Genomic DNA, 26,236 nt, shown 5'->3' on the forward strand with positions numbered 1-26,236 from the left:
GGACAGATGAAAATTATATTAAAGGGGTTGATGATTGTCCTTTTAGGAGGCGTTTGTGTCGCTGGGTGTGGGCGTAAAGGGTCATTGGAAATGCCTCTTACAAGTGTGGAAAAGTCTGTGCAAGGAACATCTGTTACTCAAAGTGAAGGTGATAAACCTTTTATTCTTGATCGTTTGATAAAGTAGGAGGAAAGTGTGGATTTTTTCTCTTACCATCAAGGTATGCTTCATGCTGAGGGTTGTTCACTTGCTGTTCTTGCGCAGGAGGTGGGGACTCCTTTTTATTGTTATTCCGCCAATGCATTGGTTACACGTTTTAAAGACTATAAAAAGGCATTTCAAGGGATGCCTAGTCTGCTTGCTTATGCGGTTAAAGCCAATTCTAATCAAGCAGTTTTACGGCTTTTAGCGAACAATGGAGCGGGAGCTGATGTGGTTTCAGAAGGGGAATTACGGCGCGCCCTTGCTGTTGGTATTCCGGCACATCGTATTGTTTATTCTGGTGTTGGTAAAACCATGAGAGAGATAGATTTTGCTCTTGCTCAGGATATTTATTGTTTTAACGTTGAATCAGAGCCGGAACTTGAACAGTTATCTCAACGTGCTGTTGCGCTTTCAAAGATAGCACGTGTTTCATTGCGCATTAATCCAGATGTTGATGCGAAGACCCATAAGAAAATTACAACAGGAAAATCTGAAAATAAATTTGGTATTCCATTGTTGTTGGCAAGAGAGGCTTATAAAAAAGCGGACTCTTTACCTGGATTGCAGGTTTGCGGTATTGATATGCATATTGGCAGTCAGATTTGTGACTTAAAGCCATTTGAAGAGGCATTCCTTCTTATTGCAGATTGTGTGCGTCAATTGTGGAGCGATGGCTATGCAATAACGCATATAGATATCGGTGGTGGGCTTGGTATTGCCTATGGTTGTGAACAACATACTGTACCTTCTCCTTTTGATTATGCTGCGCTGGTAAAGAAATATATTGCTCCTTTAGGGATTAATATTGTTGTGGAGCCGGGGCGGAGCATTGTGGGTCAAGCTGGTGTACTGATGACATCTGTTCTCTATTTAAAAAGGGGACAAGGGCGGAATTTTGTTATTGTAGATGCGGCGATGAATGATCTGATGCGTCCAACGCTTTATGATGCTTGGCAAAATGTCGTCCTTGTGAAAAAAGCAGCAAAAGACGCTCCCCTTATTCGTGCAGATATTGTTGGTTCTGTTTGTGAGACTGGCGATTATTTAGCATTAGATCGTTACTTGCCGATTTTGGCACCCGGTGATCTTTTAGCAATTACGCAAGCTGGAGCTTATGGTGCTGTGATGGCGAGTACTTATAATAGCCGACTTTTGGTCCCAGAAGTTCTCGTTCAAGATACGTGTTATGCGGTTATTCGTCCACGTCTTGATTATGCTCAATTGATGGGATGTGATCATATTCCTGATTGGGTTGAGAATTCTTAAGTGTTTTTGGTCTTATTTTTACTAAACTTTGATGAAACAATTTATTTTCTAGAAATTGTCTTGTATGGGGTTTATGATCTTAATGCACCACGATAAAAGGGGATAAATGCTTGTTTATGAAAAATAAAAACATCAAAGGCTTTGCAATGAAGCTTTTGTGTGTGCGCATTTTGATGTGGGGAATCCTTTCATTTGAACGGATGTGGGTACGGTTGTTGCCATTTTTCCTCGTTGTTAGTCTCTTTTGTTCGTTTAGCTGGTTGGGACTTTTTGGCATTTTGGGCTATTGGTCACATTTGCTCTTACTTGGGGTTATACTTGTTTGTGCTGGAGCGAGTTTATTTTTTCTTGTTCGTTTTCGGTTTCCCACAATACGGGAAGTGAATTGCCGTCTTGAACGCGTCAATGATCTTAGACATCAGCCTTTGAATATTCAGACAGATCGTTTATGTTCTGAAAATGATGAAGATTTTAGTGCTGTTATTTGGCGTGAACATCAACGCCGAATGGCAAAACAATTATACCATTTAAAAACTGGATTTATCTCTCTTAATAGTGCGGATTATGATCCTTTGGCTTTGAGGGCTTTGTGTGTTCTTCTTTTTGTTTGCGCTTTTAGTTTTTCTTTTGGTTCACAAGGGGGGCGTTTGGCTGATGCCTTTGATTTTCGTCCTGTTGTTGATGAAAAATTCATGCGGATTGATGCTTGGGTAACACCACCTGCTTATACCGGTGTGGCACCGATTTATTTGACAAAAGATGAGAAAACACAACTAGAAATCCCTGAAGGGAGTAATGTTGTTGTGCGTGTTGTCAATGGGGCTGGCGTTACAGTAAAAGCAAAGTCTGTAGAAGATGGGAGGGAAATTTCGTTTTCAGAGAAAACGGAACAAACAGCTTTGAATGATCCAATCGCTCATTTTGAAACACATTTAAATCATTCAATGAATTTATTTGTATCATCACGTCGTAAAAAACAGCAGTGGCATTTGCAGATGATCAAGGACACGCTTCCGACAATTCATTGGCTGGAAAAACCAGGGCGGATTTTAACGGGATCGTTAGAGTTACGATATGTGGTGGATGATGATTATGGTGTGACAAAGGCTTTTGTTGAAATAGAGCCTTTTCTTCCTCAGAATAAAAGTGCTTCTTCTCTTTATAATGCTCCGGAAATAGAGCTTCTTCTTCCGCGTGGTGGAAAGGGGAAAATGCGGATGGTGCAAGATATATCAGCGCATCCATGGGCGGGTTCGCAAGTCAAAATTACTTTGGTGGCAGAAGATGGTGCGGGGCAGAAAGGGCGTAGCAAAACTTTTGTTATGACATTACCGCAACACGTTTTTTCAAATCCTGTCGCGCGTGCGGTGAGTGAAACGCGTCGTTTATTAGCGCTTGATGCTTCTGCGAGAGAGCGTGTATTGGATATGCTTTCTGCTTTGCTTGTGCGTCCAGAAAGGGGGGTGCAAAATGTAATGCATTTTCTTGTTCTACAAAGTGCGTGGACAAGACTTTCTTTAGCACAAACAGAAGAGGATTTGCGTGGTGTGGTGGATTATTTATGGCAAATTGCTTTGGGTATTGAAGACAATCAGCTTGAATCCGTGCAAAAAAATTTAAAACAAGCACAAGCTGCTTTACGTGATGCATTGCGTTACGGTGCTTCAGCGGCAGAAATTGAACGCCTTATGGCAGATTTACGTCAAGCTATGGATGAGTATATTCGTGCTTTGGCTGAAAAAGCACCAGATACTCAAGTTTCTAAAAATTCTAAAAGCTCAAAAAGCACCAATCTTTCTGAAGCTACACTACAAGAAAAGCTAAATTTAATTGAGGAAATGGCTAAAACGGGCTCTTCTTTAGCAGCTGAACAACTCTTGGCGGAAGTTGAACAGACGCTTGATCATTTGCATGTGCAAAAAGGCAATCAAAATGAGGGAGAAAAAAGCCAATCTGCACAAATGAAAGAAAAGATGGACCAGCTTGGAGATTTAATGCGTCGTCAGCAAGAAATTCTCAATGAAACACATCAGTTAGAGATGGAACAAAAACGCGGAGAAAATGTGCCGGAAACACAGAAAAAATCTTTAAAAAAACGTCAAGCTGAATTGCAGTCTGAATTATCAACATTAGAAAAAGAATTATCAGAACAAGGATTTGAAACAGGAGGCGCATTGAAAAGGGCAGAAGAAAAAATGAATTCTGCGGAAAATGCTCTTGATAATGGAAATCATCAGGTATCTATACAAAATCAGTCTGACGCTTTGGAATCTTTGAGGCAAGGTGCACAAAATGTTTTGAAAAAAATGCGCGAGACACTCAAAGAAACGGGAAATGATCAAAATGCTGATTCTGGTCCTAAAGATCCGTTAGGACGTCCACTTTCTTCAAAAACAGATGAAGGACAAGAAGGTGAGGCACTACCACAAAAAAGTGATCAAATGCGTACGCGGCAGATTTTGGATGAAATTCGCAAACGTCTTGGTAAAGAGCATATTCCAGAAGAAGAAAAAAACTATCTTGAAAGATTGCTTCATTTTAATTAACCAGTGTTGGCTTTTTTCTTAATTGATGTCAGAAACAGTGTATGAAGAACCTCTATGGGGTTCATCTCCAAGAAAATGATTAAAGCGCTTGTAACGCAATAATCATCCTGCTGTACTGATTTTTTAATCATTTAAGTTTAAAATATGAAATATTGAAATATTCGCTATTGCGGAAAAAGAGCAGAAGTCCATATAATTTGGGTATATGAAAATCTGTAATGTTTGGAATTTGTTTCTACATGGTATGTTGAATTGGATATCGTTACGCTGAAAGATTTTTATGCTTCTGCACTTGGGCTGCGTGTGCAAAAGACGCTGTGTGACCAATTGAATTTATGGTGGCCTAATCTTACGGATAAACGGATTATGGGGTTGGGTTATGCACTTCCTTATCTTTCTACATTGCGTGAACGTGCCCAACAATGTTTTGCTTTTATGCCAGCTTCCCAGGGTGCTTCGCCTTGGCCTTGTGCTGAGCAAGTTGCTACAGCGCTTGTTTTTGAAGAAGATTTGCCGCTTCCTGATGCGTCAGTTGATTGTATTTTATTGGTACATGCATTAGAATATACAGAAAATTCATTTGAAACGTTGAATGAAATATGGCGTGTTTTAGCACCCAATGGCCACTTGATCGTTATTGTACCTAATCGCTCTGGCTTTTGGGCGCGCAGTATTGCTACGCCCTTTGGTTATGGCGAGCCTTATAGTCGGCAACAAATTACACGTTTGTTCGAAAAAACAAATTTTGTTTCTGGGCCAATACAAGAAATTGTACATTATATGCCCTCTACGGGTTATGTTTCGCGGTTGTTCTCATTTTTTTATGAGCCATTTGCACGCTATCTTTTGCCTTATTTTGGTGGACTCTTAATGTGTCAGGCACAAAAACGTGTTTATCAAGGTTTGCTGGTACAGCGTCGTCAATCGCGACGTGTTTTTATTCCTGCTTTATCACCACAAGTGCGAAATATTTTAATTTATAAAGATAATTAATCATTCTGCCATTGGCATAAGAACCGCAAATATAGAAGGCTTCCCTTATTTCAATTTTTGCACATTATATGTGAAGGTTTTTTCATCTCGTTTTTGTTTTCATTTAAGATATTAAAATTGTTTTTGAAATAGTAAATCTCGAATTAAAGATTAAGACGATATCCGTTCTGATCCGTAATGAGAATTTGTGCATTGGAGGGATCTTTTTCGATTTTTTGTCGCAAACGATAGATATGGGTTTCTAAAGTATGGGTAACAATATTTTCATTATAACCCCAAACTTGTTCTAACAATGTTTCACGGCTGACAATTTTATCATTAGCATAATAGAGACATTTAAGAATTGCTGCTTCTTTTTCTGTGAGACAGATTTTATTGTTGCATTGATCAAGAAGAAGTTTTTGTCTTAGTTTAAAAGTATAGGGGCCAATATGAAAGGTTGCGTCTTCATTTTGTTCATATTGGCGCAACTGTGCTCGAATTCTCGCTAATAACACCGCAAAGCGAAAGGGTTTTGTCACATAATCATTGGCGCCTGTTTCAAGATCTAAAATATTATCGCAGTCTGTATCATGATTTGTTATCATGATAATGGGGGCACGAAATCCTTGGATGCGTAATTTTTTCACGGCTTTGAAACCATCAAGATCAGGAAGTTCAAGTCCCAAAATAGCGAGATCAATATTTTCTTCTTGGATTATTTTCATTCCCTCTTCTGCTGTTTTTGCTTGGAAAATTTCAAACTCTTGATGCATTTGCAATTGTTCTACTAAAATGGGGCGTAGATTATCGTCTTCAACAATTAAAAGAGTATAGTGGTTCATGTTTTTCCTTATAGGCATGTTGAGGCACTGATTGGTAAAGAGTAGTTTCATGAAAAATGAGATTTCATGCAAGAAAAATTAAAACAGGAAAATTAAAAAAGAGCGTTTCTAAAAAATAAACTTTTATAATTTCTATGGTTGCTTGCCGAAAAGAAGGTATTTCCGTCTGCAGAGTATTTTACGTATTGGTTGGAAGCGTTTGTTTATGCTCTAGAACGTGTTTTAGCTATTGAGTGTTATCATCTTTACGCTTATGGAGAAATAAAGCCGGCACTATCATACACTTTGCCAGCTCGTGGGTGTTGCGGATAGACCTTGGCACTTGAGACTCTTCATAAGAGGAATTTTTAGTCCTTTCTTTCACGTTTTTTATCCATACGGGACTTTTCCTGCTTGTAATGTGCAAGAAAATAGCTTTTGATTGATTTAATATAAACAGGTTGGGAATGAGAGAATCCTGCGGTATGAGGGGCTCTCATCCAACATGTAAAACAATGAACACTCAATATGATGCGTTTTTTAAGCGTGAAGATAACTGTGCAACACCTTACACATATGCACTGTTTAGGAGAATTTCACGGTTATTTTTATTGTTTTTTATCCACGTTCAGTTTTGTTTTTTCGTTGCATTTGTGTGCGAAGGGGTCTGTGTGTGATGTTTGTGGTGTTGCTTATTATAATCGTTGAGTAAGCTTTGCCTTTAGCAATGCCGAAAAGATGCATCATAAAGAGGTTTTTTATGCAATGCTATGAAGCATCTTTTTATATGAGCTAATGAATAAAAATTATTGTTTTAAGATAAAAGCATTTCCATCTTAAGGTTGCCCATCAAACAAACTTCTTTCCATTCATCTTCTGTCACGGGTTGCACTGATAAGCGGCTGGCATTAACCAGTACCATATTTGCTAGCTTGGGATTGGCTTTAATTTGTTTTAATGAAACAGGTGTTGGCATGTCACAAAGTGCGCGGATATCCACACATTCCCAGCGTGGATCAGAGCTTGTAGAATCAGGGTGTGCTTCAGCACATATTTCTACAATGCCTACAATTTCTAAACCTTTATTTGAGTGATAAAAAAAACCTTTATCGCCATATTTCATGGCGCGCATATTATTACGGGCTTGATAATTGCGTACACCATCCCATTGTTCGCCATCAGCTCCTTTTTTCTTTTGCATCTCCCATGACCATTTATGGGGTTCAGATTTAAAAAGCCAATAAGCCATGAGTTCTCCTTTTTCATAGACTGTTATGCATTCATCATGTGCATTTTTATAAGCATCTTTGTAACACCATCAACGATGATTTTTAAAATGGGGTAAAGAACGGGCATTATCTGTTTTTTCTTGTTTCAAAATAACGTGTAGCAGAGAAACGCGATTCATTGATATTTCATGTTGTATAAAGGTATTTTGCTCTTTGTTTATCTTTTCAGCTATGGTTTGAAATGCGGTCACTATAAGAGTTTTTTGGAGAAAATTAAGAAAATTGATTCTAAAAAGCTTCAAGATTACAACGGCAATGAAACGAATAGATGATCAAAGATGATGAGGTCAAAGAATGGTTTTCATATCTATACTTCGTGGGAGAGAATAGATCTTATTATGCCGTAAAATACCGTCATTTGAAGTGTAATGATATAAGGCAGTTTTTTGAAACATGAAATTTTTTAGAATGTGTGGTGCATATTTAGGTTTGCGTGTCGAGCTTTGGATTAAGTGAATTGTGTGAGTGGGAAGCAGGTGGAATCCGCTCGATAGGGAATTCGGACTATCTACAGACCGGATTGAGTAGAAATCTTCGTTCTTTAAGATGTGTGTGGGGCGTCAGTGTTATTATGCTTTTGTTCCACGGCGTCCCATCCCGATCAAGGGCGTGGCTTTTTCATCTAATGGCCAGCGTGAACGGGGTGCAATGTCAAGAGAGCTTGTTTCTCCTCGTGCGAGTTTTTGTGCACCGGCAAAAGCAATCATTGCAGCATTATCGGTACACAAGGAAAGAGGAGGAGCTATAAATTCAAAACCATGTTGATAGGCAAGTTCTTGCAACGTAGAACGAATGGCTTGGTTTGCAGCAACACCGCCTGCGACAACCAAAGCAGGAGAACGCTTTCCTTGATCATGAGAGAGAGGATATTGGTGGGTAAAGTGTTGTAGGGCTAGGTGAATACGATCATGTACTGTATCGGTCACGGCGGCTTGAAAACTTGCGGCAATGTCAGCAATATCATTTTCCGTAAGAGGAGCTATGGCTGTTGCGGCTTGTCGAACAGCAGTTTTGAGTCCTGAAAAAGAAAAATCTAACCGTTTTTCACCTTTTAAAGGGCGTGGAAGGGGGATGCGATTTTTATCACCAAATAAAGCTGCTTTTTCAAGTGCTGGTCCACCAGGATAAGGAAGACCTAAAAGTTTTGCAGTTTTATCAAAGGCTTCTCCTAATGCATCATCAATGGTGGTTCCTAAACGTTGGTAGTTACCTACTCCATGAACAATGATTGTTTGTGTATGACCCCCTGAAACTAAAAGTAATAAATAAGGAAAGCTGACGTTGTGCGTTAACACAGCTGTTAAAGCATGTCCCTCTAAGTGATTTACCGCAACAAATGGTTTGCCAGTGGCAAGAGAGAGTGCTTTTGCGCTCATAACGCCTACCAACAATCCTCCTATCAAGCCTGGTCCACTGGTGGCTGCAATGCCATCAATATCTTTTAATTTTGTGTTTGCTTCTGTTAGTGCTTGCAGAATTAAATGATCAAGAACTTCAACATGGGCACGAGCAGCAATTTCAGGAACAACACCGCCGTAAGGTGCATGGTGATCAATTTGGCTCCAAACAACATTGGAAAGAATTCGGCTGTTTGATTCATTGTTATATTCAATGACAGCCGCTGCCGTTTCATCACAACTTGTTTCTATTCCCAGCAGACGCATTTTAAACAAAACCTTATATTGAAGCTTCTTTTCTGCGTGCGTACCATGAACAGAAAAAGATGCAAAGTATTTCTCTCAGAATTGATTTTTCTATGAAAAAATATGTGTTTTGGCATTTTCTTTGAATTTCATGATATTGTTGATTAAAAAATAAAGCTGTATTTTTGAGTATAAAATGCAAATGTGTTTTTTAAAACTTGTCTATTAAAGTCTATAATTGTAAATATTATTGAAAAAAATGAGATTTGGAAAATCTCTATAAAGTTATACTCTTTATAAAAAGAATGTAAAACAAACGAAGATATTTGAGAAAAGCTTCATTTTTAAAACTTTTTTCATTTTATTATTTTATCATTAAAAAAAGTGTGCACAAAAAGTGACAGAGATGGTCGATTCTTCAAAACCAAAAGTTAAACCACATTATGCTGGTACGCGCCGTAAGAAACCAGTTATTGAACATGAAGCTGTTCCCCATGATTCAGAGGAAAAAATCCACGATTCTGTAGAGTCTCATGCGCGAGAAAAACAGAATATGCAAGGTCAGGATAAAAGTAGCTCTCGTACAACTTGGTTTTTCTTGTCCTTTTCTGGGATTTTGGGGGGATTCATTGCTTTGGGAATTTTTATGGGGCTTCAATGGGCTGGTTTTTTTCCTTCTTCTTTTGTGGAAAATTCTGCTGGAGGGGAAAAAGCTTTGCAGATTGCTGAAGCCGCAAAAAGTCAAGGTGAAGACACAAAGGAACAATTGAGACGGGTGTTTCAAGAAATCGATGCGTTAAAAACAGAGTTTTCTTCTTTTTCATCACAACAGTTTAAAACAACGAAAAACGATGAACTATCGAAAGAAGAAATCAAAAAAGCTTTTGCGATTTTAGAGGAAAAAGTAAAAGCTCTTGAAGAAACTATACAAACTTTTGTTAGAGAGTCGAAAGAGATAGAGACGGCTTTGTCTGTTGGGCAGAGCAATGCAAATGATCTTGCTGCGTTAAAACAACAGTTAGAAGCTATACAGGAAGAAACTGCTGTTAAAAATAGTGAGAAAAAAGAAATAGATACCGCGCTCTTTACTGCAATTAGTTCATTAAAAAATGCTATAGAGCGTGGTGGATCTTATAATAATGAATTAAAGCTGTTACAGCAATTATCGCCTTCGATTGATAGACTTGATGTGTTGCAAAAAACAGCTACTGTGGGTCTTCCAAGTTCAGCACAACTTTCTGTTGATTTTTCTCATGTTGCCGATGCAATTGTTGGTACGCAAAATATTGTTGCGTCAGATGCTGGTTTTTTTGACCGAATTTTAGCGTGGATAAAAGGGCTCATTGTTTCGCGACCGATTGGCAATGTTGAAGGGACGACGCTGGGGGCTATTGCGGCACGCATGGAAGTTGCCATTCAAGCTGGTGATTACGAAAAGGCTTTGAGCGAATGGCAATCATTGCCTCAAAGTGCAAAAGATGTTTCAATGGATTTTGTTAAGCAGCTTGAAAGACATATTGCTATTCAACAGTTGTTGCAGCAATTGTTATTGTCTGTGCAACAAGGATCTTTTAAGGCAACAAAGATGTAAATAGGCCCAAGATGATACGTGTTTTTATTTATATTTTTGTTGTTTGTATCCTCGGTTTAGCTTTCGCGTGGGTTGCTAATCACAATGGTATTTTTGTTCTTACATTTTTGCATTTCAGATTTTCTGCTTCATTGCTTACAGTGTTAAGTGTGCTTATTTTGCTTTTTGTAACGCTGGTGCTTTTATGGTGGTTATTGTCTTTCTTTTTTTCCTTACCGCGTGCTCTTTCCAATTATTTGTATAAACGCAATCAAAAGCGCGGTTATGAAGCTCTTTCAAAGGGGATTCTTGCAACTTTTGCTGGTGATAGTATGGTTGCGCAAAAAATGGAAGCACAGGTTGCTAAATATCTTGCAGGAAAACAAGAGCCATTGGTAAAACTCTTACAAGCGCAAACCTTGTCTTTACAAAATAACTCTGTTCGCGCCATCGGTCTTTATGAGGGGATGAGAAAGGAAGATTCGACAAAATTGGTTGGACTTTATGGTTTGTTTCGTGAAGCGATGAAGAGTAAAGCTTATGAGGCAGCGCAACAATATGCCGAAGAGGCGCTGACTTTATCGCCAGCACTTTTATGGGCGCATCAGGCGGTGCTTGATCGGTTAAGTACTGAGGGTAAATGGGATAAGGCACTTACTATTTTTGAAAGAGCGCAAAAAGCTCTTCCGCGTTCTGTTCGCGCGACTCCAGAGCGGCAGCATATACAGGTTTTACTATTAAGTGGGCAGGCACTTTCTTTGTTTGATACACATCCTGTACACGCACGTGAAGCCATTTTGAAAGCCCATAAATTGGCACCTGATTTTGTTCCAATAATAGTTATTGCTGCTGATATTCTTTATAAGTTAAATGAAACGCGTAAAGCGGATAAAATGATTATAGCGGCTTGGCAAAAGGATCCTCATCCTGATTTGGCGGCGCTTTATCTCGAAAGAGAAGAAGGAGCTATTGGGCGATTGAAAAGGGCTAGGACACTTGCTTCTTATAATAAAGATGCATTTGAATCGGCTTTCCTTATTGCTAAAGCAGCTTTAGATGCTGGTGAAACAGCATTAGCGAGAGAGCAGGCAAAAAAAGCATTACAATGTCATCCACGGGAAAGTGTTTATTTATTGTTGGCAGATATTGAAGAGGCACAGGGAAACAATCAAGGTGCTGTGCGTCAATGGCTTTCTTTAGCACTTCGTGCTGAACGTGATCCAGTATGGATGTGTGATGGGTCCATTTTTTCTTCTTGGTCAGCGGTTTCTCCAATCAGTGGACGTTTGGGCGGTTTTGAATGGAAGGCGCCTCCCTGTATGCCTTCTCTCACATTAGAGGCGGACAATATTGTGCCGAAAAAGCAAGGCAAAGAGTATGTTATGGGAAAAAGTGATGGTGTTGAAGATAAGAAGCTTGAAAAATTAACACCCATAGACGATTCTCTTTTGCATAATGTGCAGGTGGAGAAACAAGATATAAAAGAACAAGATGTAAAAATGTTCAGTCAAACTCACTTAAATGTTGATGATCCAGGGGTGAAAACAGAAGAAGAAACATCTTTATCGAGGAAAAAATTTCGTTTATTTTAAATTGCGCCAATGTGATATATGAGTGTTTTCTAAGAAGAAATAATTAACCTAGAAGAAAAAACATCATTAGTCTTGTCCAATAAAATTATTCTCTTATGCTTTAAAAATGAAGTTTTGCTTAGTTGCAGAGGTGATTGGTTAAAAAATGTTTTTAAATCAGAGATGTCTTGATAAAAAACAAAAAAATAACAAACCAAGGATTGCTGTTGTTATTCATCGGCGGTCTACCTATACTGGTCGTTTAGGAAAATTTTTACAACAAAATGGTTTTGTTCTTGATATTTATCGTCCTATTTTTGGACAAAAACTCCCTGATACATTAGAGCATTATGCCGGTGTTGTTATTTTAGGGGGACCGATGAGTGTGAATGACAGCGAAGCCTATATTGGTGAGGAAATTGATTGGATTTCGTTATCACTAAAGGAAAATAAGCCTTTTTTGGGTATTTGTCTTGGAGCACAAATGTTAGCGCGAAATCTAGGGGGGCGCGTTGGTACAAGAAGTGATGGGACTGTTGAAGTCGGCTGGTATCCACTAGAAGCAACCCCTCAAGGGAAGGAATTGATGAATTGGCCAGAAATGGTCTACCATTTCCATGAGGAAGGTATTTATGATTTACCGAAAGAGGCAATGCTTTTGGCAACAGGGCATACATATCCTACACAAGCTTTTCGTTATGGAAACAATGCATGGGGTTTGCAATTTCATGCTGAGTTTACACGTGCTATGATGCGGCGTTTGGTCGTGCGTTCGGCACATAAATTGACTGAAAAAGGTGCTCAACCTGCTTGTGCACATTTGAAAGGTCGTTTAATTTATGATCAAGCTTTAAGCCAATGGTTTGAAGGTGCATTACGACAGATTTTTTGTGTACCGCCCGCATTTGTGTGAGTGTTAGAAACACTATTCATTATCGTTCTTGTTGTGCTGTAAAACAGTATCGTTTAAGGTAGAGATAGAAAACTCATGTAAAACTTTACACATGAGGTATTTTTTGTTAGAAAGTGTAACGGATTTTCTTAAAAAGATCTTGCTGATTAGGCTTATGAGATACTGTACTTTAGAACGATGTATAGGAACTCCTTGAAGTGATCAGTAGATAAAATCCGGTCGATTAAGAAGTTGTATTGTTTATAAACTGACTGTGGTTAAGAATCTTTGTCCTTTTTAGGGTGGGGAGGAAGTTAAGAGATAAAGAAAGTTTTAATGTTGTCTAAATCCTTTCAAATACCGTCATCACAAAAGAGATTTTCTTTGAGCTATTTAATTTGTGGGCTCGTTTGTCTTGCTCTGATATTTATTTATAGCGCACTCTGGTTTTTTTTTCACGTAAAATAGAAGAGCAAGTTTCTGATATATTTGCAAAAGCGTCTTCCTATAATATGGCGGCGGTATGTGAGAATGTGCGCAAGGATGGTTATCCTTTACGTATCGGTGTTGTTTGCGACAATTTTCAATTTTCTTGGCCTTTACATGGGGTTTCTTTATCGACGGGGCGTTTGACGGCTGGTGCACCAATTTATGCACCTCATTTGGTCGAGTTTAATGTTCATTCTCCTGCATCCATTGTTTTTTCCGGACAAACTTCTATAGTATCGCGTTGGCGCAATTTGGTTATTGAAACAGAACCTTATTGGAAAACGGGTAAAACATTGAAGTTTATAGCTGAAGGGCTTGAAATTTCACCACTTTCCTCTTCCCTTGAAGATAAAAAACCTCAAGAAGCATTAGGAGCACAAACAACAGATAAAAAAACGACACAGGAAAATGTAGAAGATCAGGCATCTTTGCAAAATACGCATGACATGATTACTCAGCCGTTAGAGACAAAAGATACGCCTCAAAAAATAACGGCAGAATTTTTGCGCTTTGATCTGAAACATGAAAATAATGATTTATTGGGAAATATAACTTTTGACGGTTTTGATGTTTCTCTGGTTTTTACATCTTCTTTTGTTGATGTCCCAAAAATTGATGGTAACTTGAAAGTGATTTTAAATGACATCTCTTTTTTGTCTGAAGATGAAGGAAAAAATTGGCAACAGCGACTGTATGGAAAAAGTGGGCTTTTAAAGCAAGGTGAATTGACTTTTCATACAGGCGGTGGGTTACGTATTAGTGGACCTTTTTCTTTTGATGAAGAAGGATATTTGACAGCAGAATTCGAACTTGTCCATATTCAGCCCATGAAGCTTCTTAACACTTTGCAGCGCTTATTTCCCGCGCAGGACAATAATCTTCAAGCGTTATTTTTTATTTTGGGTGCACTGCCTAAAAATGCCGATGGCGCTCCCGTTCTCCCCTTGCTCATTAACAATGGGTGGGTAAAATTAGGTTTTTTAAAACTTGGTCGTCTCGCTCCACTTTAGGTTTTATACCCAAGCCTTTTTTCATTTTTACCACCAAATTTCGATTTTTTCTGATTTTCACACTTTTTTGCAATTTTAGAGTGTCAAAATCTATTTTAACAAAATGCGTATTTAATGGTAAAAAAATAGCTGTAAAAATAAAAAATTACCACTTACTCCTAACTAATCCCACCTCTTTTCACTTAGTACAAAATCTTATGTCAAACTACATATAGCAACAGTGTTTGTGTGGAAAAAGTGGCATTTTAAAGTATGCTGAATTGCCTTTTTATACAGGTAGTGTGGTGCCGTGTTAGGAACCTTTTTTCTTTATGTATGGAATTTGAGTATATTGCATATGTCTGTTTAGGGTGACCTTTGAAATAGGTAAAACAGCCTAGTTGGATGAGAATATGAAGTTGTAAAGGGGAAAATGGACGTCCATCTTTTCATTTATGGAGTAAGAAGCTAAGGGGGGCACCATCATATTTATATTTTCCCACTCCTAATGTTTATACAGCTTTTGGCATTTGAGGTGGTTTATGAGGGGCATTTAGTTCTTTCTTTAATATTTTTTATCTATACGGTTTTCCCATTTGCAATATGCAAGGGGAAATGCGTTTAGTTGATTGAATATAAACAGATTTGAAATGAGACAAACTTAGAATATCAGCTTCTCCTTCAACATAAAAATAATAAAATTATGATTGTAAATCAATATATTATATTTTTATGTTGAAGGATGTTTGACAGTAAAATTTGAATTTATTTTTTATTTTAAGTGCTTTGTCTAAAAATGCGGGATAGCGCTTCCGTTCTTTCCTTACTGATTAGTCATGGATGGATAGAACGGGAGATTGAGTGGGTCGTTTTGTATTTGCTTTAGGTTTGAAAGCCGGTATTTTGTAGTTGAGAAATCAATCCTGCTGCAAAAGTAAAACGAGAAATATTGAGATCATTTTCAATAAGGGCACTAATGTGGTTTGTAATTTTGTGAATATGATCTTCTTCTGTTTTTTTCCAAGTGTCAAAAGGATCTTTTTTCTTTCCATAATTTTTGAGGATTTTCATAACGATTTGCCGTAAGCTTTCAGAAACATTTTCTTTTGCTTGGCTTAAAGCCATACTATCATAATAATCTACTACAGGAATTATACGACTTGCTTCGTTAATGCGGTTTATACGAATGATTTGCGCAAGTGAAAAATAGATCTCTGCGGTTTTAATAAGATCACTGTTGCTTTTTTTTGCAATTAAAGAAATATCACAGATTGTTGAAGCAGCTTCTAAGAGAGCTAATTGTTTCGCTAATGCTTTTGGTGCTCCCTCTTCGCTGTAGTGTAATGCTTTTTCTTCAATTTTTTGCTTAATATCGTTGTCGTGAGAATGCATAAGCTCTTGTTCAATAACGCTACGGGCTTGCTTTATTGTTTTTACAATTTCTTCTAATGGACGTGAGAGATCTATGTTGTGTAAACCCCAATTGGTTGTTTCAAAGAGCATTGGGGTCATTGCTGCGTAGAATTTGTTTTGGACAAGACCGGGTATTTTATTATCAAGCTTATCAATTTGCTCAGACAATTGAGGAATTTCAAAACCATCGCGAATGGCAATGAAAACGCGAATAATATTTTCAGCTTTTTGTTCTGTTGCATCGTGTAGTCTATTAACAAAAGTGGGGCCTCCACGATTTACAATATCGTTGGCAATCAGCGTTGCTATAATATTACGACGCAATTGATGGTTAATGACTTCCTTCTTAAAATTTTCTTGAATTTGTGTTGGAAAATAGTTCAGCAAGGTTGTATTGAAATAGTGATTATCAACAATGGGGCTATTAGCAATTTCTTCTTTTAAGGTTAATTTAGCATACGCAAAAATAACAGCGAGTTCTGGACGGAGAAGACCTTTGCCTTGGGTTGTTCTTTGTCGTAAAATTTGCTCATCAGGGAGTATTTCAACTCTACGATCTAGAAGCTTTTTTTGTTCTAAATCGTGCATAAAGCGTATTTGATAGGGCAAATCAGTAGTGCTTTGATTTTCCGCCAAAGAAAGAGCAAGGGGTTGTAGATAATTGTTGCGCAAGACGAGTTGCTCGACTTGAGGTGTCATTTTTTTCAAGAGCTTATTGCGTTCTTCGCGGGTTAATGTTTTGGCGCGTAGTGCTGATGCAAGAACAATTTTGAGATTGACCTCAATATCAGAACAATTCACACCAGCAGAATTATCAATGGCATCCGTATTGCATCGACCACCATTTAAGACATATTCAATCCGTCCACGTTGTGTAACACCAAGATTAGCCCCTTCGCCAATAATTTTTGCACGCACTTGCTCTCCGGTAATGCGTATCGCATCATTTGCACGATCACCTACTTGGGCATCATTTTCTGTTGCTGCGCGGATATAAGTACCAATGCCGCCGAACCATAAAAGATCAACAGGGGCTTTGAGAAGAGCAGAAATAATTTCAAAGGGTGTTCCTGTTTGTTTTTCAAAACCAATGGCTTGTGCTGCTTCAGGTGAGAGAGTAATGGTTTTTTCTTTTCGTGAGAAGATGCCACCGCCCTTTGATAATTTGCTTTGATCGTAATCTTGCCAGCTGGAGCGAGGAAGTTTAAAAAGGCGCATACGCTCTGCATAGCTTTCGTCTATGCTTGGATCTGGATCAATAAAGATATCGCGGTGATCAAAAGCGGCAATCAATTTTGTTTGTTTGGAAAGCAGCATCCCATTACCAAAGACATCGCCAGACATGTCTCCAACACCGACACAGGTGAAGGACGTTGTTTGAATATCCTGATCAAATGTTTCTCTAAAATGTCTTTTGACAGCTTCCCATGCACCTTTGGCTGTAATACCAATGGCTTTGTGGTCGTAACCTGCTGAGCCTCCAGAGGCAAAAGCATCATCGAGCCAAAAGTGATTTGCTTGGCTGATGGCGTTGGCGGTATCAGAAAAAGTTGCTGTTCCTTTGTCTGCTGCGACAACAAAATAGGGGTCAGGGTCATCATGACAGATGACATTGGGGGGAGAACTTATTTTGCCGTTAATCAGATTGTCTGTAATGGAGAGCAAAGCTGTGATAAAGTCTGTATAAGCTTGTCGTGCTGCTTCTACGATGAGAGCACGGTCATTTGTTTGGGGAAGCCGATGGGGATAGAAACCACCTTTTGCACCTGCAGGAACGATAACCGCATTTTTAACTTGTTGGGCTTTGACTAAGCTGAGGACTTCGGTGCGATAATCTAATGCACGGTCAGACCAACGGATTCCGCCACGAGCGATAGGTCCAAAACGCAAATGCACCCCTTCAACTTCCGGTCCATAAACAAAAATTTCTCGGTAAGGGCGTGGTTCAGGCAAACCCTCAATTTGGCGCGGATTTAATTTGGTGGCTAAAATACGCCGTGGACTTCCATCGTCAAGAGGCGTAAAGGCATTTGTTCGTAAACTCGCATCGATAAGGTTGCAATAACGGCGTAAGATGAGATCATCATCTAAACCAGATACTTTCCGTAATTTTTCTCCAATACGCTTTTGAATAACCTGTTGGCTTTTTTCCCGTTCTTTTTCTGTATGGCTTTGGTGAAATTTTAAATGAAATAAAGTATAAAGATCTTGGGTAATGTCAGGATAAGCATTTAAAGTTTGGGCAACGCGATCTTGCGAATAAGGAATACCAGCTTGCTGGAGATAGCGCCCATAATGGCGCAAAATAACAATTTCATACCAATCAAGTTCAGCTGTTTGGGTGAGCGCGTTAAAAGCGTCATTATCAGCATTTTGTGCCCAAATGGCCTCAAAGGTTTCGGCGTGTTTTTGACCGTTTTTTTCAAAATCGATACAGAGTTGGAAAGTGCTTTCTAGCTGCATATCATGAAGATACACAGAGTGCCCATAGCCATCTGGTAATTCAAGGGTTTGTTCAGCGATAACGCGAAATCCCATATTTTCAAGGAGTGGTACACGTTTGGAAAGGGCAAGAGCTTCATGGCGGTGAAAAAGCCGAAGAGAAATGGTACGTTTTTCTTTGTTTTGTGCGTGATAAAAGTTCACGAAAAGGGGCTTCTCATCATGAAGATTTAAAATATGTCCGGCATCGTTAATAGCGTCTTCAGCTGAAAATAAATCACGATAACTGTTGGGAAATTCGCTGGCTAGACGTGTTTGTTGCTCTGTTGTTTTCTGGGCAAGAGCGATGGCTTGAACGCTGTCTTCCCAACTTCGTGCAATCGAACGTACATGTTGTTCAAGTGTGGAGCGCTCGTGAAGGGGAACAGTTTCGTTTCCTTTGCGATGGATGATATAATAGACACGTATAAGGGTGCTTTCCAAAAATAGCGGATAAGATTCAAAAAAGTCGCCTTTATAGAGCTCAACAAAATGTTCGCCAACTTTTTCACGCAGGCTGCTGCTATATTGGTCACGCGGTACGTAGACAAGTATAGAAACAAAGCGCCCAAAAGAATCAGTGTGGGCAAGAACCCGTAAACGTGGGCGCTCATCTAATTGTAGAATAAGTTTGGTGTTTTCTGTCAATGTATCAACATCAGAGCGAAACATTTCATCTCTTGGATAGGTTTCTAAAGCACTGATAAGTGCTTTTCCTGAATAATCGGCGTGATTGTGTCCAAGACGTTGAATAATAGTTTGGGCTTTTTCTTTTAAGAAAGGAATTTGCAAAATAGAACGTGTATAAGCTGAGGAGGTAAAAAGCCCTACAATGCGTAATTCTCCACAGAGTTGGTTTTTTTTATCAAAGATTTTAAGACCAATATAGTCGAGCCAAACAGAACGGTGAATTTTGGAGCGGCTGTTAGCTTTTGTCACGATAAACAGATTATCGCTTTCCATGAAGGATAAAACTTCTTGAGGAGGTTCTTTCATACTTTCATCGTCAACAATATGAATAGAAGCATCCGTGAGTATACCAAGTTCAATATTACTCGCTGTAAAGGATTTTAGGGGTTTTTGGTCTTTGATGAAGTTGTAGGTGCGCATACCAAGGAAAATGAAATTATCGTCCATTAGCCAGTGAAGAAATTCAATAGCTTTTTCGCCTTCTTGTTTGTAGTGCGGGGGAAGACTTATTTGGTAGGCATGAATATGCTTTTTAACTTCTTCAAGCATAGGCTTCCAGTCTTGTACAGCAGCATTCACCTGTTCAAGAACTAAGGTGAGTTCATTTTCAAGTTTTTGTATTTGCTGTTTGTTTAATGACTCGATGTGAATTTGCATCAGACTGATGCGTTTTCCAGAAGCACAATCAAGAATAGGATGCGCAATCAAATAGATATGGTTTTTGTGTTGATTGAAAACATTTAAAATAGAATCGAGAAGGAAGGGTTTGTTATCATTGACAAGCGTGATAGCGGTTATAGGCTTGTTATTACGGGTCAAATTTTGTTCAAAGTAGATAGTATTTTTTCCCGTCTGATGGAGATTAAAAGCTTTTACTGCGACGGCTGCGGCTTTTTGAAGTTCTTTATTTTCGTAATAAACAATATCTTCTTCATCGGTTTGAGCAAAAAGGATTTGTTCTATTTTATCTTGGGTGTTTTTTGTTTCTGTTTTTTTTGGTTGCAACACATCCACTCTCCCTTTTTGCTCTTAGGGGTCTTCTCTTCTCTTTATTGAAAGCTGACCATCATATTTTCGTATACTGTAACACCTTCTTCCTGAAGAAAACAGCTCTTTATTTGGAAAGAATGAGTTTGTTTTTGCTATTTTTTAGTAATAGTTTGTACTTTAAAGAAATATTTTGCGTCAGAGAAAGGGCATTTTTAGTATTTTTGTATGTTAATAGTTTGTTTTTTTAAATATACAAAATGTAAAGTAAAAAAAGAAGCAGAAGTAAAGAGAGAATGGCGCGTTTACCAGCAAGACTTTTAAGTGGTTACCAAAATTTTATAAACAATCATTTTTTATATAAAATAGCACATTATCAGCAATTGGTGATTGAAGGGCAGAAACCTGAAGTTTTGGTCATTGCTTGTTGTGATTCGCGTGCAGTGCCAGAAATGATTTTTGATGCTAAGCCAGGGGAAATCTTCACTTTGCGCAACGTGGCAAATGTGGTTCCTCCTTTTTCTCCTGATGATCAATATCACGCAACATCAGCAGCTCTTGAATATGCTGTGCAATTGCTCGAGGTGAAACATATTGTCGTTTTTGGTCATGCCCATTGTGGAGGCATTCGTACTGCTCTTAAAGAGACATGTAAATCTTTATCATCAAATGATTTTATTGGTCAATGGATAAGTCTCTTAGCACCAGCAGCAGAAATCGTTTTGAATAATAAGTCGCTGTCTTGGCCAGAAAAACAGACGGCATTAGAGCAGCTTTCTATTCGCCATTCGTTGAGAAATTTAGAGACGTTTCCGTGGATAAAGCTTCGCAAAGATCAAGGTTTTTTGACATTACACGGGGTTTGGTTTGATATCTCTAGCGGGAAATTATGGAGTATGGAACAGGAAACAGGTTGTTTTATGCGTGTTGAAGTTGAAAGTTTTGAAGTATAGTATTTGCTGTTTTTATTTCTTCGTATAAAAAGACATTTTATGATAAAACTTGACAAAGCTGGGGTTTTATTGTTTGAAGGAGCAAGCTTTCAGTGACAAAATTAACTTGGAGCCACCGACTGAGACCCCAGTTTAAGGGTATAAAGAGATCTCAGAGGTCAACATCCGACGGCGCGATGCGTTCTCGGATGCTATTTTGGTTTGTTTGTTATGCAACAATGAGGTAAATGATGTTTGAATCCTTGCAAGAGCGACTTGGTTCTATCCTGTCTCATTTGACGGGACGTGGCGCTTTATCGGATCAGGATGTTGTAGAGGCGCTGCGTGAAATTCGTCGCGCTTTATTGGAAGCTGATGTTGCTCTTGATGTTGTACGCTCTTTTACCGATAGGGTTCGGGAAAAAGCCGTTGGGGCCGAAATCGTTAAATCAATTAAACCAGGCCAGATGGTGGTTAAAATTGTTCATGATGAATTGGTTCATATTCTTGGAAATGAAAGCGTTCTGAGTGATTTAAATGCACCAGCTCCAGTTGTTATCATGATGATTGGTTTGCAAGGTTCCGGAAAAACAACTACAACAGCAAAGCTTGCGAAACGGTTCACTGATAAGCACAATAAAAAAGTTCTTATGGCGTCATTAGATACACGTCGTCCCGCTGCACAGGAGCAGTTGCGCCAATTGGGAGAACAGGCGAAACTTGCAAGCTTGCCTATTATTGCGGGACAGCTGCCCGTTGATATTGCATCACGTGCCGTGCAGGCTGCTAAATTGGGTGGTTATGACGTGCTTCTTCTTGACACAGCAGGACGTAATCATATTGATGAAGCTTTGATGCTCGAATTGGCTGAAATTAAAGCATGTTCCCTTCCTCATGAAATTATGTTGGTGGCTGATAGTTTGACAGGGCAAGATGCCGTTCATCTTGCTCGTTCTTTTGATGAGCGTGTAGGGATTACAGGGATTATTTTAACACGTATGGATAGTGATGGGCGTGGTGGTGCTGCTCTTTCTATGCGTGCGGTTACAGGTAAACCAATCAAAGCAATTGGAACTGGTGAAAAAATAGATGCTTTAGAAGAGTTTCATCCCAGCCGTATTGCTGATCGTATTCTCGGAATGGGGGATATTGTTTCTTTGGTTGAAAAAGCTGCTGAAACAATGGATCATGAGAAAGCTGCTGCTTTTGCAAAAAAAATGCAAGCCGGAAAATTTGATCTGAATGATCTTGCAGAACAGTTGCAGAAAATGAAAAAACTGGGTGGAATGGGCGGTATTATGGGCATGTTGCCAGGAATGGGGAAGGTCAAAGAGCAGATTGCGGCCGCGGGGCTTGATGATCGTTTGTTTGATCGTCAATTGGCCATTATTTCATCTATGACACCGCAAGAGCGGGCGAATCCAGAGCTTTTAAAACATAGCCGCAAACAACGAATTGCTAAGGGATCTGGTACAACGGCAGCTGATATTAATAAACTTTTGAAAATGTATCGCCAAATGGCTGATATGATGAAAGCTATGGGTGGTAAAGGAAAAAGTGGTTTTATGGGAAAAATGTTGGGAGGACTTGGTTCCAAAATGGGTTTTGGTGGTATGGGAAATTTGGGGGGGGATTCTCCAGCTATGCCTGATTTGTCGGGATTGGATCTAAAGCAATTCTCAACACTTCAAAAGCAAATTGAAAATGGTAATGGAGGGAAGCTCTTGCCCGGACTTCCCAAGCGTGGACCTACATTTCCTGGTCTTTCCAATGACATTGCTGATAGGGGAAAATTTCCTCAGCATCCTAAGAAAAAATAAGATGTAAAGAGGGAAAGGAATATGATGCAGGAAACAGTATTAAACGAATTGGCACATTTACGAGCATCTATTGATAATTTTGATGCAACTTTGATTCATATCTTAGCAGAGCGTTTTCGTTGTACGAAAGCTGTTGGGCGCTTAAAAGCGCGTTATGATTTGCCTAAAGTAGATCCTCTGCGTGAGCAATATCAGGTAGAGCGTTTGCGGCAATTGGCTATAGATAGTCATCTTGATCCTGATTTTGCTGAAAGATTTTTAAAATTTATTATTAAAGAAGTTGTGCGTCATCATGAAGTTATTGCTGAAGAGCAAAAAACAAAAAAAGTTAATTTAAACGAAAGCCAGAGCTGACAATAGGAGATAAAATATGGCATTGAAAATTCGTTTGTCCCGTGGAGGTTCAAAAAAACGTCCTTACTATCATATCGTCGTTGCAGATGTTCGTAGTCCGCGCGATGGGCGGTTTCTTGAACGTGTTGGTGCATGGGATCCAATGTTGCCTAAAGATGGACCGAGGGTAAAACTTAATGAAGAACGTATCCAATATTGGCTTGGACAAGGGGCTCAACCAACAGATCGCGTTTTACGGTTTTTAGATGCAGCTGGCTTGAAAAAGCGTCCAACCCGTAATAATCCACATAAAGGTGAACCGGGTAAAAAAGCACAAGAACGTATAGCAGCAGCAAAGCAAGCGGCAGAAGAAGCAGCGGCAGCGGCTGAAGCAGAATCTGCTTCAGCATGAGAAGCATGATTGTTTAATCAACGTGTCTTTAAAAGCTTTAGAAAAATAAATATTATCCGTTTTTGTCTATCAAAAACGGATTTTCTTTAAAAAGCTGCTTGTTTAAACAGCGCTGGTTTTATAAAAATCAATGGTTTTAAAAGTCAATAGCGCGGCCTTTAATTTCCCAGTCTCCATAGCGGGAAGGGTCTTTGCCGCCGCGTCCGCCGTTTTCTAAAGGTTGTTCTTTTTTGGCTGCGTTTTTTCGCCTTTCTTCAGCTTCTTTAAGGGCGCGTTGTGCTGCGGGAGAAAGAGATTGCTGTTTAACAACAGTTGCATTTTTTTTGCTTGTTTTCTCATCTTTTTTATTCATTTTACACCTATTCCATTGAAGAAGCAGAAAGAAAACACCATCATATAATATTGATTGGCTTTTATCATGGAGTTTTTTGAGTAATGAATATAATGCGTACAGCCATGCTTTTGGCTTTTTTAACTGCTCTCTTTATGGGAGTTGGTTATCTTGTTGGAGGGGGTGGTGGCATGGTCATTGCTCTTTTGATGGCAAGTGGTTTAAACTTTTTTTCTTATTGGAATTCGGATAAAATCGTTTTACGCATGTACGGGGCGCGTGAAGTTGATCAGCATTCAGCACCAGTTTATTATAAGATTGTAAGCGATTTAGCACAAAGGGCTTCTCTTCCTCAACCAAAGGTTTATGTTATTGAGAATGCACAGCCAAATGCTTTTGCGACGGGACGTAATCCGCAAAATGCTGCTGTTGCTGCAAGTACTGGGTTGTTAGAGCGGTTGAGTTCAGAGGAAATTGCCGGTGTTATGGCGCATGAGCTCGCACACATTGAGCATCGTGATACCTTAACAATGACTCTAACCGCAACGATTGCAGGGGCAATTTCAATGCTTGGTAATTTTGCTTTCTTTATGGGAGGACCGCGTAACTCTTCAGAAGATTCTCATGGCGCTGGGGCAATTGGAGGATTTATTGCACTGCTCGTGGCACCTTTTGCAGCAATGCTGGTGCAAATGGCGATTAGTCGTACGCGGGAATATGCTGCGGATCGGAGAGGGGCTGAAATATGTGGTAATCCTTTATGGTTGGCTTCGGCATTGCGTAAGATTGCTGATGGGGGACGTGGGGTATATAATGAAGAAGCAGAGCATAATCCAGCAACCGCGCATCTGTTTATTATTAATCCTTTGAGCGGTGAGGGAGCGGATAGTCTTTTTTCTACACATCCAGCAACTGCAAACCGTATTGCTGCTCTTTATCAGCAAGCAGAAGAGATGAAAGGGGCTCTTGCCAAAAGTGTGGGATGGAATAAAGAAGATACTATACATGAAAAAAGCAACGGGATGAACTATGGAGATTTTCATAGTGGTCGGGCTCATGCATTAGGTGAGCAAGAAAACAGTTCTTTTCAGCGTGTTACAAAACGTCCTTCTTGGCTTCGTTATGAAAATTCAAAAAGATCTCGTTCATAGAGTTACTGAGGGAGTTTTTAAGGAAACAGTGATATAAAGGTGGTGTTTTGAAACACAAAAAAGCGGGGCATGTGTCTGAAAAAAATGTTCCAGGATTAGCTGTTCGACAGGTGTGTGTGCGTCTTTTGGGGGCGGTAGTTGATAAGCACACGCCTCTGTCTGGTTTGACGGATAATGAACACGGACATCCACAATATTTAAAGCTTTCACAACGAGATCGTTTGTTATGTCGGGCTATTTTAACAGCTTCATTGCGTCATCGAGGGCAGATTACGGCAGCTCTCTCACGCCTTTTAGCGCGTCCTTTGCCTTCACAAGCACTTTCACTCCAGCATCTTTTGCATATCAGTGTTGCACAAATTCTTTATCTTGATATTCCAGATCATGCGGCTATTGATTTAGCTGTGCGTGTGGCGAAACTTGACCCTCGAATGCGCCGTTTTTCAGGGGTGGTGAATGCTCTTTTACGCAATATTGCACGTGAGGCGGTGTCTTTACGCCAACAAATTCCTTCCATTGAAGGTGTGCCAGCGTGGTTTGGACAGCTTTTAATGTCAGCTTATGGAACAGAAAAGGCGCATCAGATTATAGCAATTCAAAGTGTAGAACCCCCTTTTGATTTGACAGTGAAATCTGATAGTGTTGGATGGGCTGAAAGGCTTGGCGGTTTGGTGTTGCCCAATGGTTCTGTTCGATTGAATCGTCTGGAGTGTTCTGTTTCTGATTTACCAGGCTATAGTGAAGGAACTTGGTGGGTTCAAGATTTTGCTGCAGCGTTGCCTGCTTGTTTACTAGGAACACTTCGGGGTAAGCGAGTTGCTGACCTTTGTGCAAGCCCTGGGGGAAAAACAGCACAATTGGCTTTGCAAGGAGCGCAGGTGACAGCAATTGAGCTTTCTGCTAACCGCGTAAAGCGTTTAAAAGAAAATATGGAACGGCTTCATTTTTCAGTTCACATTTGGCAGGGCGATGTGAGAAATTTCCATCCCACACAGCTTTTTGATGCGGTTCTTCTCGATGCTCCTTGTTCTTCTACTGGAACGATCCGTCGTCATCCAGATATTTTATGGACGAAATCGAGGGATGATATCGTCAAGTTAGCGGCGTTGCAACATGATTTGCTTGTCGCAGCAATTTCTTTGGTAAAGGTGGGGGGACGGATTGTTTTTTCCAATTGTTCATTGGCAAGAGAAGAAGGTGAAGATCTTATTGAAAAAATTTTATCGACACGCAATGACATTGTTTTAGAACCTATTTATCCAGAGGAAATGGGAGCACTGGCACATTTGCTTTGTGGGGGGATGTTACGTACAACGCCTGCGGATTTTTGTCATAAAAATTTTGATGCTGAGAAAACCGCATTTTTAGGAATGGATGGTTTTTTCGCTGCGCGCTTACGAAAAATTGCTTAATTAACGCTTCATTTACAAA

19 protein-coding genes are annotated in these 26,236 nt (G+C 39.4%); 14 read left to right on the plus strand and 5 right to left on the minus strand.

Features of this window, described 5'->3' with window-relative positions:
• The first annotated feature begins 6 nt into the window (after positions 1 to 6).
• The 4 genes from ACFIK8_RS00940 (at position 7) to ACFIK8_RS00955 (ending at position 5,009) form a co-directional block, all read left to right on the plus strand.
• Complete coding sequence (locus tag ACFIK8_RS00940) at positions 7 to 186, plus strand: LPS translocon maturation chaperone LptM (RefSeq protein WP_375635319.1); 180 nt, start codon at positions 7 to 9, stop codon at positions 184 to 186.
• A 9-nt stretch (positions 187 to 195) separates the two neighbouring features.
• Positions 196 to 1,470: a diaminopimelate decarboxylase gene (gene lysA / locus ACFIK8_RS00945; protein WP_375635318.1), complete on the plus strand. Its 1,275-nt coding sequence runs from the start codon at positions 196 to 198 to the stop codon at positions 1,468 to 1,470.
• Positions 1,471 to 1,586: 116 nt separating this feature from the next.
• On the plus strand, positions 1,587 to 4,016 hold the full coding sequence (locus ACFIK8_RS00950) for a TIGR02302 family protein (RefSeq protein ID WP_375646906.1): 2,430 nt from the start codon (positions 1,587 to 1,589) through the stop codon (positions 4,014 to 4,016).
• A 222-nt stretch (positions 4,017 to 4,238) separates the two neighbouring features.
• Positions 4,239 to 5,009, plus strand: coding sequence for a class I SAM-dependent methyltransferase (locus tag ACFIK8_RS00955; protein ID WP_375646904.1), 771 nt, complete (start codon positions 4,239 to 4,241; stop codon positions 5,007 to 5,009).
• Positions 5,010 to 5,152: 143 nt separating this feature from the next.
• Here the strand turns inward: ACFIK8_RS00955 and ACFIK8_RS00960 are convergent, their stop codons facing one another.
• From ACFIK8_RS00960 to tsaD, 3 genes are all read right to left on the minus strand, one after another.
• Positions 5,153 to 5,833 (minus strand): response regulator transcription factor, encoded by a 681-nt coding sequence (locus ACFIK8_RS00960; RefSeq protein WP_375668854.1) that lies wholly within the window; start codon positions 5,831 to 5,833, stop codon positions 5,153 to 5,155.
• Between the two features lie 793 nt (positions 5,834 to 6,626).
• On the minus strand, positions 6,627 to 7,061 hold the full coding sequence (locus ACFIK8_RS00965; protein ID WP_375635314.1) for an EVE domain-containing protein: 435 nt from the start codon (positions 7,059 to 7,061) through the stop codon (positions 6,627 to 6,629).
• A 609-nt stretch (positions 7,062 to 7,670) separates the two neighbouring features.
• A complete protein-coding gene (gene tsaD / locus ACFIK8_RS00970; RefSeq protein WP_375668855.1) occupies positions 7,671 to 8,765 on the minus strand; it encodes a tRNA (adenosine(37)-N6)-threonylcarbamoyltransferase complex transferase subunit TsaD in 1,095 nt (364 codons plus the stop codon).
• A 385-nt stretch (positions 8,766 to 9,150) separates the two neighbouring features.
• Between tsaD and ACFIK8_RS00975 the strand changes: the two genes are divergently transcribed.
• The 4 genes from ACFIK8_RS00975 (at position 9,151) to ACFIK8_RS00990 (ending at position 14,276) form a co-directional block, all read left to right on the plus strand.
• Positions 9,151 to 10,335, plus strand: coding sequence for a mitofilin family membrane protein (locus ACFIK8_RS00975; protein WP_375635313.1), 1,185 nt, complete (start codon positions 9,151 to 9,153; stop codon positions 10,333 to 10,335).
• Positions 10,336 to 10,346: 11 nt separating this feature from the next.
• Positions 10,347 to 11,906 carry a heme biosynthesis protein HemY gene (locus ACFIK8_RS00980; protein ID WP_375635312.1) on the plus strand — a complete coding sequence of 520 codons (1,560 nt, stop codon included), beginning with the start codon at positions 10,347 to 10,349 and terminating at the stop codon, positions 11,904 to 11,906.
• Positions 11,907 to 12,051: 145 nt separating this feature from the next.
• Positions 12,052 to 12,798 carry a glutamine amidotransferase gene (locus tag ACFIK8_RS00985; protein ID WP_375635311.1) on the plus strand — a complete coding sequence of 249 codons (747 nt, stop codon included), beginning with the start codon at positions 12,052 to 12,054 and terminating at the stop codon, positions 12,796 to 12,798.
• Positions 12,799 to 13,220: 422 nt separating this feature from the next.
• A complete protein-coding gene (locus tag ACFIK8_RS00990) occupies positions 13,221 to 14,276 on the plus strand; it encodes a DUF2125 domain-containing protein (RefSeq protein WP_375635464.1) in 1,056 nt (351 codons plus the stop codon).
• 861 nt (positions 14,277 to 15,137) lie between these two features.
• Here ACFIK8_RS00990 and ACFIK8_RS00995 read toward each other — a convergent pair.
• A complete protein-coding gene (locus ACFIK8_RS00995; protein WP_375646898.1) occupies positions 15,138 to 19,847 on the minus strand; it encodes an NAD-glutamate dehydrogenase in 4,710 nt (1,569 codons plus the stop codon).
• A 275-nt stretch (positions 19,848 to 20,122) separates the two neighbouring features.
• On the opposite strand from ACFIK8_RS00995, the gene ACFIK8_RS01000 reads away from it, so the two are divergent.
• The 4 genes from ACFIK8_RS01000 (at position 20,123) to rpsP (ending at position 23,323) form a co-directional block, all read left to right on the plus strand.
• Positions 20,123 to 20,779: a carbonic anhydrase gene (locus tag ACFIK8_RS01000; protein ID WP_375635309.1), complete on the plus strand. Its 657-nt coding sequence runs from the start codon at positions 20,123 to 20,125 to the stop codon at positions 20,777 to 20,779.
• 230 nt (positions 20,780 to 21,009) lie between these two features.
• Positions 21,010 to 22,578, plus strand: a complete 1,569-nt coding sequence (gene ffh / locus ACFIK8_RS01005) for a signal recognition particle protein (protein WP_375635463.1) — start codon at positions 21,010 to 21,012, stop codon at positions 22,576 to 22,578.
• A 24-nt stretch (positions 22,579 to 22,602) separates the two neighbouring features.
• On the plus strand, positions 22,603 to 22,932 hold the full coding sequence (locus ACFIK8_RS01010) for a chorismate mutase (RefSeq protein ID WP_273787741.1): 330 nt from the start codon (positions 22,603 to 22,605) through the stop codon (positions 22,930 to 22,932).
• A gap of 16 nt (positions 22,933 to 22,948) precedes the next feature.
• Complete coding sequence (rpsP, locus tag ACFIK8_RS01015; protein ID WP_273787601.1) at positions 22,949 to 23,323, plus strand: 30S ribosomal protein S16; 375 nt, start codon at positions 22,949 to 22,951, stop codon at positions 23,321 to 23,323.
• A 136-nt stretch (positions 23,324 to 23,459) separates the two neighbouring features.
• Here the strand turns inward: rpsP and ACFIK8_RS01020 are convergent, their stop codons facing one another.
• Complete coding sequence (locus ACFIK8_RS01020) at positions 23,460 to 23,675, minus strand: DUF1674 domain-containing protein (protein ID WP_375644324.1); 216 nt, start codon at positions 23,673 to 23,675, stop codon at positions 23,460 to 23,462.
• Positions 23,676 to 23,758: 83 nt separating this feature from the next.
• Here ACFIK8_RS01020 and htpX point away from each other — a divergent pair, with 83 nt between their 5' ends.
• Positions 23,759 to 24,805, plus strand: a complete 1,047-nt coding sequence (gene htpX, locus ACFIK8_RS01025; protein WP_375644323.1) for a zinc metalloprotease HtpX — start codon at positions 23,759 to 23,761, stop codon at positions 24,803 to 24,805.
• A gap of 47 nt (positions 24,806 to 24,852) precedes the next feature.
• Positions 24,853 to 26,217: an RsmB/NOP family class I SAM-dependent RNA methyltransferase gene (locus ACFIK8_RS01030; protein ID WP_015857053.1), complete on the plus strand. Its 1,365-nt coding sequence runs from the start codon at positions 24,853 to 24,855 to the stop codon at positions 26,215 to 26,217.
• Positions 26,218 to 26,236: the final 19 nt, after the last annotated feature.

This window comes from Bartonella sp. MR168JLCBS, assembly GCF_042194175.1.

Coding starts and splice junctions, on each gene's coding strand:
- ACFIK8_RS00940 (WP_375635319.1), top strand. CDS start 7: ATGAAAATTATATTAAAGGGGTTGATGATTGTCCTTTTAGGAGGCGTT.
- ACFIK8_RS00950 (WP_375646906.1), top strand. CDS start 1,587: ATGAAAAATAAAAACATCAAAGGCTTTGCAATGAAGCTTTTGTGTGTG.
- ACFIK8_RS00960 (WP_375668854.1), bottom strand. CDS start 5,833: ATGAACCACTATACTCTTTTAATTGTTGAAGACGATAATCTACGCCCC.
- ACFIK8_RS00965 (WP_375635314.1), bottom strand. CDS start 7,061: ATGGCTTATTGGCTTTTTAAATCTGAACCCCATAAATGGTCATGGGAG.
- tsaD (WP_375668855.1), bottom strand. CDS start 8,765: ATGCGTCTGCTGGGAATAGAAACAAGTTGTGATGAAACGGCAGCGGCT.
- ACFIK8_RS00975 (WP_375635313.1), top strand. CDS start 9,151: ATGGTCGATTCTTCAAAACCAAAAGTTAAACCACATTATGCTGGTACG.
- ACFIK8_RS00980 (WP_375635312.1), top strand. CDS start 10,347: ATGATACGTGTTTTTATTTATATTTTTGTTGTTTGTATCCTCGGTTTA.
- ACFIK8_RS00985 (WP_375635311.1), top strand. CDS start 12,052: ATGTTTTTAAATCAGAGATGTCTTGATAAAAAACAAAAAAATAACAAA.
- ACFIK8_RS01000 (WP_375635309.1), top strand. CDS start 20,123: ATGGCGCGTTTACCAGCAAGACTTTTAAGTGGTTACCAAAATTTTATA.
- ffh (WP_375635463.1), top strand. CDS start 21,010: ATGTTTGAATCCTTGCAAGAGCGACTTGGTTCTATCCTGTCTCATTTG.
- ACFIK8_RS01010 (WP_273787741.1), top strand. CDS start 22,603: ATGCAGGAAACAGTATTAAACGAATTGGCACATTTACGAGCATCTATT.
- rpsP (WP_273787601.1), top strand. CDS start 22,949: ATGGCATTGAAAATTCGTTTGTCCCGTGGAGGTTCAAAAAAACGTCCT.
- ACFIK8_RS01020 (WP_375644324.1), bottom strand. CDS start 23,675: ATGAATAAAAAAGATGAGAAAACAAGCAAAAAAAATGCAACTGTTGTT.
- htpX (WP_375644323.1), top strand. CDS start 23,759: ATGAATATAATGCGTACAGCCATGCTTTTGGCTTTTTTAACTGCTCTC.